The sequence below is a fragment of the Streptomyces sp. NPDC005925 genome (assembly GCF_040638805.1).
Classification (GTDB): Bacteria; Actinomycetota; Actinomycetes; order Streptomycetales; family Streptomycetaceae; genus Streptomyces.
The window spans coordinates 1-12,871 of record NZ_JBEXVL010000007.1 but is presented as its reverse complement, the minus strand read 5'-3'; the positions used below and the strand labels follow the sequence as shown (position 1 = coordinate 12,871).

The following is a 12,871-nucleotide window of genomic DNA, read 5'->3' as shown; positions in this document are numbered from 1 at the left end:
CGGGTCATCTGGCTCATGTGGCGACCGGTCCCGCGCTCAGTACGGCCACCGCCGTGTCGTCCCGCACCGGCCGGGCGCGGCTGCCGGCGTCCCGGATGGTCACGGCGGCCGTCACCGCCGGGTCCGCCTCCCACAGCCGGGCGTCCGACGGCGGTGTCCAGCGGCTGGGCAGACCGTCGGTGTGCATGATCAGCAGCCGGCCGGGCCCCCAGCCGGTCTCCTCCTCGCGCAGGGTGGCGTGCCGGTGGACGCCGATGATGCCGGGCCGGGACGTCAGATGCCGCCACGTGCCGTCCTCGCACAGCCGTGCCCCCACGTTCCCGACGCCGGCGAACCGCAGCCGCCCGGTCCGGGTGTCGACCCGGGCCACCGCGACGGCCGCGCCCCGCGTCCCGGACAGCGCCGCGTCCAGCCGGCGCAGCACCTCGCCCGGCGGCAGACCGGCCGCCTCCCGGAGCGCCGCCACCGCCGCCGTCGAGGCACGGGCGGCCTCCGGGCCGTGACCCAGTCCGTCCGCCAGCATCAGCGTCAGCAGGTCCCCCGACCGCACCCACGCCCAGGCGTCGCCCGAGTACTCGGCCGCCCCCAACGGCACGTTCACCCCACCGGCCCGCACCCCGCCGGGCGGGCCGGACGACGGCCGTGCGTCGGTGACGGCGCCCGTCCGGCCGTCCCGCGCCCCGCGCGGCGCGTCGTACGCGGACCGTACGTCCCTGACGGCGGGGCCGACGCGGGCCAGGGCCACCGTGCCCCGGCCGGGCGTGCTGTGCAGGCCGAAGTCGTCGGCGACCCGGAGGCACGTGCCGAGTCCGGCGCCCAGGGAACCGGCCGTGGAGAACCCGTCGCGCCGCGCCCGGGCCACGTCGGCGATGCCCGGGCCGTGGTCGATCGCCACGATCTGCACGACTCGGGGCGCGCCCCGCCCGGCAGGCAGGTCCGGCGGCGCCACCACGTCCACCAGCACCTGACCGTCCTCCGCGTGCTTGAGGAGGTTCGTCGCCAGCTCGGTCGCGACCAGTGCGGCGGAGGCGGTGCGCCCCTCGTCGAGCCCGGCCAGCGCGGCGGCCTGTTCGGCGGCCACCCTCGCGTCCCGCACCCGCGTCGAGTCACGCACCGGCACGTCCCACACGCGTGGCATCACACCTCCTCACGTGGGCGCGGCGGCTGCCCCGCCCACGACGTCACCCGCACCGACGTACCCGCCCCGGGCGTGCTGTCCAGTACGAACTCGTGCACCAGGCGCCGCGCCCCGCCCAGCCCCATGCCGAGCCCGTCGCCCGAGGTGTAGCCGTCGCTGAGCGCCAGCTCCGGATCGGGGATGCCGGGGCCCTCGTCGACGAACGTCAACCGCAGCCCGTTCACGCCGCCGTGGACGACGTGCTCCACGTCCATGTGGCCCCCGCCGCCGTGCACCAGCGTGTTGCGCGCCAGCTCGCTCGCCGCGGTGACGAGCTTCGTCTGGGCCACCAGCCCGAAGCCGAGATCCGCCGCGGCCTGCCGCACGTGCTGGCGCACCCACCCCAGGTCCAGGTCCGAGCGGATCGGCAGGCGGGCCTCCATGCCCGCGTCCGTCCGCATCACCGGCTCTCCCGGCGTCTGCCGTCGGCGGCGGGCGCCGACCGCAGCAGTTCCAGACCCGCCTCGATGTCGAGCGCGGTCCGCAGCCCCGGCAGGGTCAGACCGAGTTCCACCAGCGTGATCGCGACCGCCGGACGCATACCGGCCACCACCGTCTGCGCGGCGAGCAGTCCGGCCTGCGCCGCGATCTCCGCGAGCACCCGGGCGAGGAAGGAATCTATGATCTCCACCCCCGACAGCTCGAGCAGCACGCCGGACACCCGGCTGCTCGCGACGGCCTCCGCGATGTCCTGCTGGAGCTGTTGTGCCGTGCCGTCGTACAGGTCCCCCTGGATCGTGACCAGCAGAACGTCGCCGAGTCGCAGGACCGGCACATGTCCCGTGACGGGCCCGGGAAGCGCTTCACTCACGGGAGACCCACACCGTTGGACGAGGGGCTCACGATGTCCGCGCCGAGCTTGTGCAGGGCGTACGCCAGCGCGTCCGCGAGACCCGCCCGGGTCACCACCGAACCCAGGTCGAGACCGAGGTGCACGATGGTCTGCGCGATGGCGGGACGGATCCCGGAGACGACGCACTCCGCGCCCATCAGCCGGGCCGCGGCGACCGTCTTCATCAGATGCTGCGCCACCAGCGAGTCGACCGTGGGCACGCCGGTGATGTCGAGGATCGCGAACCGGGCGTGCTGCTCGACCACCGACTCCAGCAGCGTCTCCATCACCACCTGGCTGCGGGCACTGTCCAGCGTCCCGATCAGGGGCACCGCCACGATGCCGTCCCACAGCTTGATGACGGGCGTGGCCACCTCCAGCAGCTGCAGCCGCTGCCGGTCGATGAGGGCCTGCCCCTCGCTGAGCGCCGTCTGCATGACCACCACCCGCAGCGTGCCCAGCAGCACGGTCAGCGCGGTCGTGCACGCCCGCACGTGACCGGCCGGCGCGTCCGGGAGGTCGCCGGCCAGGAGGGTCTCGACGGGGGGCCGCAGGCTGTCCAGCTCGGTCGACACCTGAGCCGTGGTCAGGCCCGCCCGGGAACGGGCCGCTCCCATCCGCGCCAGCTGCTCGCGGATCATGGTGAATCCGGCGGCGTCCGGGTCCTCCACCCGCTCCGCGTCGGCCACCTGGGCCAGCGCGTCGACCACGGCTCTGCCCGCTTCCACCGCTTCGTCCCGCGAGACGGTGAACACGGTGCGGAAAAGGGGCTCGTCCGCCCAGCGCTGGGCGATCTGTTCACGGCGGCGGCGCAGGAAGTCCCCGACCTCCCGCGCCGGCGGTGCGGGCGTTCCCTCCACCGCGGCCGCTGCGTGCTCCGGCACGTACTCACTCCTCCATGGTTCGTCCGCGTCACCCCTCAGCGCGGGCAACGCCACTTCTGCCGGACGACATCCCCGACCGGCGTCCGGCCTCTTACGGAACGACCCCGGCGCGACCTGCGCCGAGGTCGCCGGACGGTGCGTCAGACGGCCCCGGGCGCCTGCGTTTCCGGGCCACCGTCCGCACCCTGCGAAGCCGCGGAATCCTCCGCGGCCGCCGAGGTCTCCAGGGCGGCGTCCGTGACCGCCGGCCCCCGGCCGACCCGGTCCAGCGCCTCCTCGACGCTGTCCGACACCGGGACCGTGATGCTCACGCCCGTCAGGTCCAGGATCCGGCGCACGGCCGGGGCGGGGGAGATGACGTGGACGCTCCCCGGCATCTCCCGCACCTCCTGGTACACGCGCAGGATGATGTTCATGCCGGACGAGTCCATGAACGGCACGGACGACAGATCGAGCAGGAAGTGCCGTCGGCCGTGATGCAGCTGGTTCGCCAGATGGTGCTGGAAATCAGCCGAGGTGTCGACGTCCAGGTACCCCTGCACCCTGAACAGCGCGACGTCCTCCCGCGGCAGGACGACCTCGACGGACAGAGGGTTCTGGGCAATGGGCACGTGTACCTCCAACAAATCCGACGGCCGGGGCGGGCCACCCTGTGAGCGTCCGCGACGCGGCGCCGCCTCCGGACAGGTCAACGACCGCGTCTTTCACCGGCAACGGCACCGCGCCCCCGCGCTTACCCCTGAATCGACGGGACATGCAGGCGGGCGGCCACGGGACATGCGGCGGCCCGACCGGGGTATCCGCTGCGGTGGAGCCGCCCGGCGGGTGCGACCGCCCGCCGGTCCGGACCGCGCCACGGGCCGTGAGGAGTGGAGGCGCCGTGGCCACGAACAGAAACCCGGACATCCGTGCCGGGCACCTGCACCGTCGAGGACGGGGACCCGGCGGACGCGTGCGGCGGGGCCGCGGAACGGAACGACCGAATGACGGGGACACCACACGCATGGAGCTGACCGAAGAGACCCTTCCCACCGCGCACGGCGGCTCGCCGTCCCGCGCGCTCACACCGGACGACGTGACCAGTGCCGCCACGGCACGCGCGTACGCGGAATCGGTACTGCGCCGCGCGGGGGACGCCGGGGCGGGCGCGGCACGCGACGAGGACGTCATCGACCTGCTCCTCGTCGTGTCCGAGCTGGTCACCAACGCGATACGGCACGGCGGCGGACTGGCGGGCTTCGACGCCCGGGTCGTCGAGGACGGCGTACGGATCGCCGTGCACGACCGCAGCGACATCGTCCCCCCGGTCGCCTACGGTCCGGGCTCCCTGCCGCCGGGGCAGCTCGGCAGCGGCTACGGCTGGCCCCTGATCATCCGCCTCGCGCGGGAGATCGGCGTCGACCGCCGCCCCGGGGGCGGCAAGACCGTCACCGTGCTCGTCCCGGTACGCACCGGGTCAGGCGGCTGACCGGCCCCGGCCCCGGGAGGGGGCCCCGGGCCCGGCCCGCGGTCACCAGGGCAGGAAGACGTGTATGTCCTTGCCGCGGGCGCCGGGCACCACACTGACCTGGTCGCACAGCGTGTGGATCAGATGCCAGCCGATACCGCCACCGCCCCGGCTCGGATGGAACGGACGCGGCGCGGGCGGCGTGGTGTTCGTGTCGTGCAGTACGACGTGCACACCGTCGAAGGTCCGGCGCATCCGCAGCTCGAACGGGCCCGGCGCGTACTGCACCGCATTGGCCGCCAGCTCCGTCACCACCAGCAGGATGTCGTCCCAGTGCTCCGGAGCCGACGGCGGTGAAACCCTCGACAGCTCGTCCAGGAACTCCTCCGCGACCAGGCGCGCACCCGTGACGTTGTGCAGTGCGCCCGCGAAGCTCGCGGTGCGGTTCGGGATCTCCTCGGCAGCCAGTGTCCTGTCTCCACGCGGCTCGATAGCCATGTCGCCCTTCCGGCCCGACGTCAGCGCATGTCGGCCTTTCTTCTCTGCGTCCTTGGTTGGCTAGTTCCCAACTGGCCGGGTCCTACGCGCCCGGCCCGCTCCGCGCGGCCGGCCGCGTCAGCGGAACACGTTGTCCGCGGCGTCCGGGTCGTCCCACGTCACGGGCTCCCGCGCCGGGGGGCGCCGGCCGGACCGGGACCGGGCCCCGTACATCGCGTCGATCTCCAGCGCGTAGCGCCGTACGACCTCGTCGCGGCGCAACTTCATCGACGGCGTCAGCAGCCCGTCGGCCACCTCGAACGGCTTCGGCAGCACCCGGAACACCCGGATCGACTCCGACGGCGACACCGCGCTGTTGGCGGCGGCCACGGCCCGCGCGATCTCCTCGTCCAGCGCGTTCTCCTCCCGCGCGTCCCGGCCCGGCGTGTCGCCCTGCCAGGCCAGCGTGCCCCGCCAGTGCGCCAGGAACTCCGGGTCGAGCGTGATCAGCGCCCCCACGCACGGCCGGCTGTCGCCCACCACCACCGCCTGGTGGACGAGCGGATGCATCCGCAGCCGCTCCTCCAGCGTGGCCGGCGACACGCTCTTGCCGCCGCTGGTGATGACCACGTCCTTCTTGCGGCCGGTGATCGTGAGATACCCCTCGCCGTCGAGGTGCCCGAGGTCACCGGTGGCCAGCCAGCCGCCGCGCAACGCCGCCCGGGTCGCCTCCGGGTCGTTGACGTAGCCCTGGAACACCGAGGGCCCGCGCACCAGGATCTCCCCGTCCTCGGCGATCCGGATCTCCGTGTCCGGCAGGGCCTGCCCGACGGTGCCGGACTTCTCCCGGCCCAGCGGCTGCATCGTGATCCCGCCGCTCGTCTCGGTCAGGCCGTACCCGTCGTGCACCCAGATGCCGATGCCCTCGAAGAACAGCGACAGCTCCCGGCTCAGCGGGGACCCGCCCGACGTGGCGCGGAGCACCCGCCCGCCCAGCGCGGCCCGCAGCCTGCGGTACACCAGCCGGTCGTACAGCGCGTGCTGCAGCCGCAGGTCGAAGCGCGGGCCGGGGCCCAGCCCCAGCCGCTGCCGCTCACGGGCCGCGGCGTAGTCGCGTGCCGTGCCGGCGGCCCGCTCGAAGACGGCCCCGCGCCCCGCCTCACGGGACCTGCGCAGGAACGTCTTGTAGATCCTCTCGAACAGCGACGGCACCGCGTACAGATACGTGGGCCGGAACGACTGCAGCGACGCGATCAGCGCCGGCTCGCTCAGGTCGGGCTCGTGCGCCAGAAGCCCACCGCCGCGCACACACATGATCTGGATCATCAGCCCGTACACGTGGGAGAACGGCAGGAACGCGAGGACCGACGCCTGCTCGCCCGGCGCCGCCGCCGTGTGTCCCCAGCCCTCCAGCAGCGTGTCGCAGGGAGTCGCGAGACCGCGGTGGCTGAGCGCGCACCCCATGGCGCGGCCGGTCGTCCCCGAGGTGTACGCGATGACCGCCGTCGAGTCCGGCGGCACGAGCCGGCGCATCGAGTCGACCGCGGCGGCCGGGACGTACGCGCCGCGCGCCGTCAGTTCTCCGAGCACCCCGGCGTCCAGCTGCCACACGTGCCGCAGGAACGGCAGCGTCGCGCACACCGAGCCGACCGTCATCACGCCCTGCTCGTCCTCCACCACCACGGCCACGCACGCCGCGTCCCGCAGGATCCACTCGACCTGGTCCCGCGACGACGTCGGATAGACCGGCACGACCTCCGCGCCGACCGTCCACAGCGCGTAGCTGAGCACCGTCCACTCGTACCGGGTGTGCGCCATGACCGCGACGCGCTGCCCCGGCGTGATCCCGGTCGCGATCAGCCCGCGCGCCAGGTCGACCACCTCGTCGCGGAACTCGACGGCACTCACCTCGTCCCATGCCGGGGATCCCGGGTGGGTCCGCCGCGCCAGCACCGGAAGGGTGGGATTCTGCGCGGCCGTCGTGAAGACACTGTCGGCGAGCCCGCCGGTCAGGGCAGCGGCCGTGTACGGAGCCATGCCGATGTCGCGCATGCGCTGCTCCTGACGTGTACGGGGCGTGACGGAGCCGATGAGTAGCGTCATCGGCGCTGGTCGAATGTAGCGGAGGAGAAAAGACCGGGGGTCACGAACCGGGAAGTGACGCGCGTTTGGTGACCGCGGCGTGATCGGGGGACCCGGACCCCATGAGATACATCAACCCCGACCCCGACCCCGACCGCACCACCGGGCTGGAACCGGGCGGCGGCGTACCGCCCGGGGAGACACCACCGGCGGAGAGCAGCATGCCCGAGGCGGGCCCGCGCGAGACCCACAACCCGACCAAGGGCTGGGGCGCGGCACCCCTGACGGTGATCCTCGCCCTGTGTGTGCTGATGGCGGCGTTCTTCCTCGTGTACGCCCTGATCCTGATCTTCTGAGCGGGTCGGGCCCGCGGGCAGCCGGCGGCCCCTTCCGCGGGGCCCGGCCCGGCGGAGGCGCGGCTGCTTCTGCGGGCCCGGCCCGGCGGCCCGGCTGGTCCCGCCGGGTCCGCCCGGGGAAGGCGCGAGCACTCCCGTCAGGCCCGCCCGGGGAGCCGCGACCACTCCCGCCGGGCCCGTACACCCGGCGGGTGCGGTCACTCCTGCGTGTGACGCACGCTCTCGGTGACGACGTCCCGGAGACTGCCCGTGCGCCGCATCGTCTCGCGCTGCGTGTCCGCGCCGGTGCCGTACCGCAGCAGCCCCGCGATGCCCTCACGGGCCCGTTCGAGGTCGCCGCTCCCGCCGAGGGCGTCCTCGACGTGCTCCAGCAGAGCGCGGACCACGGTGGCCGCGGGCGCACGCCGCATGGTCACCGGGTGCAGCAGTTCGCCCGACAGGCCGGACTTGGCCGCCTGCCAGGCGGCCAGCCGCAGCAGGCTCACGCTCGGGTCGAGCGGCTCCCTGCCCTCCCGCCACTCCCGCGCGGCGGTCTCCACCAGGCCGCGGGCCAGCGTCGCGATCAGCGTGGCCGTGTCGGCCCGCAGACACACGTCGGACACCCGGATCTCCACCGTCGGGTACCGCTGGGACAGCCGCGCGTCGAAGTAGATCATCCCCTCGTCGAGGATGACACCGGTGGCCACCATGTCCGCGACCCGCCGGTGATACCGCTCCGCCGAGCCGAACGCCTCCGTCGGCCCCGCCGACGGCCAGCGCTGCCAGACCCGGCTGCGGTACCCGCTGTAGCCGGTGTCGCTGCCCTGCCAGAACGGCGAGTTGGAGCTGATCGCCGACAGCACGGACAGCCACGGACGGAGCCGGTCGAGCACCGCGACACCCTCGTCGTCGGACTCGACGGACACATGGACGTGGCAGCCCAGGACGAGCTGCTCACGTGTCGCGATGCCGTACTGCTCCGCCATCCACCGGTAGCGCGGCTGGATGCCCACGGCCGGGGTCACCGGCAGCGGCGACGTGGCGAGCGCGGCGACCGCACAGCCGAGGTCGCCCGCGTGCCGGGCCGCCTCCTTGCGGCACCGGCCGATCTCCTCCCGCAGCGCCGCCATGTCCGACTGGGGGGTCGTGGCGAACTCGAGCATCTGCTCGTGCAGTTCCTTCTCGAACACGTCCTGGTCCGCATCGTCCCGCTCCGCGAGGGCGAGGACGGCCGCGGACATCGCCCGCGGCTCGCCCGTTCCGGGATCGACCAGGAGGAGCTCCTCCTCCACTCCGACGGTTCGCACGGCATGCACCCCTTCTGTGGCCCGGCTGCGACGACGAGGACGTCGTACGCGGTACGACCTCGGATGCCCAGGCAGAGCCGCCGGACACCTCGCGTCGCAGCCCGGGATCACACCGGGAGCGGCCTGAGCCACACCGTGGCCAGCGGCGGCAGCGTCAGCCGCAGCCGACCGTCCTCGGGTTTCACCGGCCAGGAATCGACGACGCCGCTGCCGCCGTACGCGACGGCGTCGGTGTTGAGGACCTCGTGCCAGGCCACATGATCGTCACCGACCCACAGCGCGTAGTCCTGCCGGACGGCGGGGGAGAAGTTCGACACCGCGAGCAGCGGCGCGCCCTCCGCGTCGTACCGCAGGAACGCGTACACGTTGTCGTCGGCCGCGTCCACGGCCACCCACCGGAAGCCGGCCGGGTCGGTGTCGCGCTGCCACAGCGCCGGCGTCCGCCCGTAGAGGGTGTTCAGGTCGCGGACCAGGTCCCGCACCCCGCGGTGGTCGGGCCCGGCCGGGTACTCCGCGTCGAGCAGCCACCAGTCCGGGCCGCACTTCTCGGACCACTCCGCGCCCTGCGCGAACTCCTGCCCCATGAACAGCAACTTCTTGCCCGGGTGCGCCCACATGAAGCCGAGGTAGGCGCGGTGGTTGGCGCGCCGCTGCCACCAGTCGCCGGGCATCTTCGACACGAGGGCCTGCTTGCCGTGCACGACCTCGTCGTGGGAGATCGGCAGGATGTAGTTCTCGCTGTACGCGTACACCATGGAGAACGTCATGTCGTGGTGGTGGTACTTGCGGTGGACCGGCTCCCTGGACATGTACTCCAGGGAGTCGTGCATCCAGCCCATGTTCCACTTCAGCCCGAAGCCGAGGCCGCCGCTGTCGGTGGGCTGCGTCACCCCGCCCCAGGCGGTGGACTCCTCCGCGATGGTGACGACGCCCGGCGCGCGCCGGTACACGGTGGCGTTCATCTCCTGCAGGAACGCCATCGCGTCCAGGTCCTCCCGGCCGCCGTACACGTTCGGCGCCCACTGACCCGAGTCCCGCGAATAGTCGAGGTACAGCATCGAGGCGACCGCGTCCACGCGCAGCCCGTCGATGTGGAACTCCTCGCACCAGTACACGGCGTTCGCGACGAGGAAGTTGCGGACCTCGGTGCGCCCGAAGTCGAACTCGTACGTCCCCCAGTCCGGGTGCTCGGCGCGCCGCGCGTCGCCCGGCTCGTACAGCGGGTCGCCGTCGAAGCGGGCCAGTGCCCAGTCGTCCTTGGGGAAGTGCGCCGGCACCCAGTCCATGATCACGCCGATGCCGGCCCGGTGCAGCGCGTCGACCAGGTGACGGAAGTCGTCGGGCGTGCCGAGGCGGGCTGTCGGAGCGTAGTAGGACGTGACCTGGTAACCCCAGGACGGCCCGTAGGGATGCTCCGCGACCGGCATCAGCTCGACGTGCGTGAAACCGAGGTCCTTCACGTACTGCGGGAGTTTCTCGGCCAGCCGGCGGTACGTCAGGCCGGGACGCCAGGAGGGGAGATGGACCTCGTACACGGAGAACGGCGCCTCGTGCACGGGCGTGTCCCCGCGGTGCGCCATCCACTCGGCGTCGTTCCACTGGTAGTGCGGGGCCGTCACGATCGACGCCGTGTTGGGCGGCTCCTCCGCCCGCCGGGCCATCGGGTCGGCCTTCAGGAACCGGCTGCCGTAGCGGGAGGTGATCTCGAACTTGTAGCGCGCGCCTTCGCCGATGCCCGGCAGGAACAGCTCCCACACCCCGGACGCGCCGAGGGAGCGCATCGGGAACGCGGTGCCGTCCCAGCACGTGAAGTCCCCGGCGACCCGCACACCCTGCGCGTTGGGCGCCCACACCGTGAAACGGGTGCCGGCCACGCCCTGGTGCGTCATCGGCTCGGCGCCGAGCGCCTTCCACAGTTCCTCGTGCCGGCCCTCCCGGATCAGATGCAGGTCCAGCTCGCCGAGGGCGGGCAGGAAGCGGTACGGGTCGTGCGTCTCCTGCTCCCCGTCGGAGTACGTCACGAGCAGCGTGTACTCGGGGACCGCGTCCAGCGGCAGCGTCCCGGAGAACAGGCCGTCGCCGTCCGAGGCGAGCGTCCTGCGCCTGCCGCCGACGAGCACGCTCACCGACCGCGCGAAGGGCCTCAGGGCGCGGAACACGACCCCGCCCGGCACCGGGTGTGCGCCCAGCAGGCCGTGCGGATCATGGTGGGCGCCCGCCAGCAGGCGCCCCCGGTCGGTGTCGTCCAGCGGCGGCGCGGTCCCACAGGGAACGGGGCTGGACGGCTCGGGAAGCGTGGTGTCACGCGGAGCCACAGGTCAGTCTCCTCTCACGGCGAGGCGCTCGATCGCCGCCATCGGCACGGGCAGCCAGTCGGGGCGGTGCCGGGCCTCGTACAGCACCTCGTACACGGCCCGGTCGGTCTCGTAGGCGCGCAGCAGTCCGTGCTTCTTGCGCGGATCCCAGCCGGCGCTCGCCGCGTAGCCGGCGCAGTACGCCTCGCGGCAGCGGCGCGCCCACTCCGGGCGCCAGGGGCGGCGCTGCCGGGCGGCGTAGTCGAAGGAACGCAGCATGCCCGCGATGTCCCGCACGGGGGAGTGGGCGCTGCGGCGCTCCGCGAGCGGGCGGGACGGCTCGCCCTCGAAGTCGATGACGAACCAGTCCCGGCCGGCCCGCAGCACCTGTCCCAGGTGCAGGTCGCCGTGGATGCGCTGGGCGGGCGGCCCGGGATCGCAGCTGGTCAGCGCGGCGAACGCGGTCCGCAGGCCCGGCGCGAACGGCCGCAGCGCCGGCACCGCGTGCGCGGCGGCGGCGAGCCGCTCGGTCATCCCCGCCGCCATCCGGCCGGTGTCACCGGGCTGACCGGACCCGCCGGACCCGCCGGACCCGCCGACCGGGAAGGCCGACGCCAGCGCGAGATGCACCTCGGCCGTGGCCCGGCCCAGCTGATGGGCCTCGGCCGTGAAGTCGTCGCCCGCGGCGAGCGCGTTCAGGGCGAGCGTCCAGCCGTCGGAGGCGTCCCGCAGGAACGGCTGGAGCACGCCGAGCGTGGCCTCCTGCGGATGCGTCGTGCGCACCCACGCCACCGGGGTGGGGACCCGGCTGCAGCCCTGCCGGGCCAGCGCGACCGGCACCTCCAGGTCGGGGTTGACGCCGGGCTGGATGCGCCGGAACAGCTTCAGGATGAACTCCTCGCCGTACACCAGCGAGGAGTTGGACTGCTCCGCGTCCAGCAGCCGCGGCACGAGTCCGCCGGGCACCGGCAGCGACGGGTCGGCCTCGAAGCGCAGCGGCCCCGCCGAGCCCGGATGCCGCAGCCGGTCCAGCAGCAGCTGGGCCGTTCGTGGGTCGTGCAGCGCGTCGTACACCGTCAGCCCGGCCAGCGGGCCTTCGTGCACCTGGCCGATCAGGGCACGGGCCAACCGCGGCGCGGGGTGTTCCCGCACGCCGAGCAGCAGCTGGTAGCAGTCCCCGGGCGGCGGGGCGGCGCCGGGGCAGGGCACGCCCCCGTTCCCGGAGTGGACCAGCAGATGCAGGCAGCCCGGGAACAGCTCGGTCATCGACAGCAGGCCCAGCTCCGTGACGGGCCGGTCCTTGCCCGCGAACCAGCGCTGCCGCGGCAGCCACTCCCGCAGGAGCCCGGCGAGGGACGCCATGGGCTCCGTGAGGGACGCCGAGGGCTCGGCGAGGGACGCCAGGGGCTCCGCCAGGAGCGTACGGCTCGGGCGGAGGGATGCGGTCTTCGGCATGGTCACGCCTGTCACGCCTCCTTTCGTCGGCGCTGTGCTCACGGCCGACGGCCGTTGCGGGATGCGACTCGGGTGAGCCGGAACCAGTAGAAGCCGTGGCCACCGAGCGTGAGCAGGTACGGCAGTTCGCCGACGGCCGGGAAGCGGACACCGCCGAACAGCTCGACCGGATGGCGTCCGTCGAATTCCCGCAGGTCCAGTTCGGTGGGCTGCGCGAACCGGGAGAAGTTGTGCACGCACAGCACCAGGTCGTCCTCGTACTCGCGCAGGAAGGCCAGCACCGCCGGATTGGAGGACGGCAGCTCGGTGTAGGTGCCGAGGCCGAAGGCGGGGTTCTGCTTGCGGATCTCGACCATCCGCCGCGTCCAGTGCAGCAGCGACGACGGCGACGACATCGACGCCTCGACGTTGGTGACCTGGTAGCCGTAGACCGGGTCCATGATCGCCGGGAGGGACAGCCGCCCGGGGTCCGCCGTGGAGAAGCCCGCGTTGCGGTCGGGGGTCCACTGCATGGGGGTGCGCACGGCGTCGCGGTCGCCGAGCCAGATGTTGTCGCCCATGCCGATCTCGTCGCCGTAGTA

The 12,871-nt window shown here is 73.4% G+C and carries 13 protein-coding genes; 2 read left to right on the top strand and 11 right to left on the bottom strand.

All coding sequences use genetic code 11. The features are described from left to right. Nucleotides 1-13: 13 nt before the first annotated feature. The 5 genes from ABZ354_RS11465 to ABZ354_RS11445 form a co-directional block, all read right to left on the bottom strand. Nucleotides 14-1,138 carry an ATP-binding SpoIIE family protein phosphatase gene (locus ABZ354_RS11465; RefSeq protein ID WP_358655430.1) on the bottom strand — a complete coding sequence of 375 codons (1,125 nt, stop codon included), beginning with the start codon at nt 1,136-1,138 and terminating at the stop codon, nt 14-16. Further along, nucleotides 1,138-1,578: an anti-sigma regulatory factor gene (locus tag ABZ354_RS11460; protein ID WP_358655428.1), complete on the bottom strand. Its 441-nt coding sequence runs from the start codon at nt 1,576-1,578 to the stop codon at nt 1,138-1,140. The genes ABZ354_RS11465 and ABZ354_RS11460 overlap by 1 nt, the downstream gene beginning before the upstream one ends. Further along, entirely contained in the window at nt 1,578-1,988 is a 411-nt protein-coding gene (locus ABZ354_RS11455; RefSeq protein ID WP_358655426.1) for an STAS domain-containing protein, read from the bottom strand. The genes ABZ354_RS11460 and ABZ354_RS11455 overlap by 1 nt, the downstream gene beginning before the upstream one ends. Continuing rightward, complete coding sequence (locus ABZ354_RS11450; protein ID WP_358655424.1) at nt 1,985-2,893, bottom strand: STAS domain-containing protein; 909 nt, start codon at nt 2,891-2,893, stop codon at nt 1,985-1,987. Before ABZ354_RS11450 ends, ABZ354_RS11455 begins: the two co-directional genes overlap by 4 nt. Nucleotides 2,894-3,033: 140 nt before the next feature. Next, nucleotides 3,034-3,504: an STAS domain-containing protein gene (locus tag ABZ354_RS11445; protein ID WP_358655422.1), complete on the bottom strand. Its 471-nt coding sequence runs from the start codon at nt 3,502-3,504 to the stop codon at nt 3,034-3,036. 392 nt (nt 3,505-3,896) lie between these two features. On the opposite strand from ABZ354_RS11445, the gene ABZ354_RS11440 reads away from it, so the two are divergent. Beyond that, nucleotides 3,897-4,361 carry an ATP-binding protein gene (locus ABZ354_RS11440; RefSeq protein WP_358655420.1) on the top strand — a complete coding sequence of 155 codons (465 nt, stop codon included), beginning with the start codon at nt 3,897-3,899 and terminating at the stop codon, nt 4,359-4,361. 42 nt (nt 4,362-4,403) lie between these two features. Here ABZ354_RS11440 and ABZ354_RS11435 read toward each other — a convergent pair whose 3' ends face one another. Together ABZ354_RS11435 and ABZ354_RS11430 are read right to left on the bottom strand one after the other, a co-directional pair. Then, nucleotides 4,404-4,838 carry an ATP-binding protein gene (locus ABZ354_RS11435; protein ID WP_358655418.1) on the bottom strand — a complete coding sequence of 145 codons (435 nt, stop codon included), beginning with the start codon at nt 4,836-4,838 and terminating at the stop codon, nt 4,404-4,406. 117 nt (nt 4,839-4,955) lie between these two features. Next, entirely contained in the window at nt 4,956-6,869 is a 1,914-nt protein-coding gene (locus tag ABZ354_RS11430) for an AMP-dependent synthetase/ligase (protein WP_358655811.1), read from the bottom strand. Between the two features lie 152 nt (nt 6,870-7,021). Here ABZ354_RS11430 and ABZ354_RS11425 point away from each other — a divergent pair, with 152 nt between their 5' ends. Next, nucleotides 7,022-7,255 carry a DUF6480 family protein gene (locus tag ABZ354_RS11425; RefSeq protein ID WP_358655416.1) on the top strand — a complete coding sequence of 78 codons (234 nt, stop codon included), beginning with the start codon at nt 7,022-7,024 and terminating at the stop codon, nt 7,253-7,255. 197 nt (nt 7,256-7,452) lie between these two features. Here the strand turns inward: ABZ354_RS11425 and ABZ354_RS11420 are convergent, their stop codons facing one another. From ABZ354_RS11420 to ABZ354_RS11405, 4 genes are all read right to left on the bottom strand, one after another. After that, nucleotides 7,453-8,541: a glutamate--cysteine ligase gene (locus ABZ354_RS11420; RefSeq protein WP_358655414.1), complete on the bottom strand. Its 1,089-nt coding sequence runs from the start codon at nt 8,539-8,541 to the stop codon at nt 7,453-7,455. Nucleotides 8,542-8,648: 107 nt separating this feature from the next. Beyond that, the gene (gene glgB / locus ABZ354_RS11415; RefSeq protein WP_358655412.1) at nt 8,649-10,856 is read right to left on the bottom strand and encodes a 1,4-alpha-glucan branching enzyme; all 2,208 of its coding nucleotides are present in this window, start codon (nt 10,854-10,856) and stop codon (nt 8,649-8,651) included. Nucleotides 10,857-10,859: 3 nt separating this feature from the next. Beyond that, on the bottom strand, nt 10,860-12,290 hold the full coding sequence (locus ABZ354_RS11410; protein ID WP_358655809.1) for a maltokinase: 1,431 nt from the start codon (nt 12,288-12,290) through the stop codon (nt 10,860-10,862). Nucleotides 12,291-12,328: 38 nt separating this feature from the next. Further along, nucleotides 12,329-12,871, bottom strand: a 543-nt coding sequence (locus tag ABZ354_RS11405; protein WP_358655410.1) for an alpha-glucosidase C-terminal domain-containing protein, incomplete at its 5' end; no start/stop codon positions are given.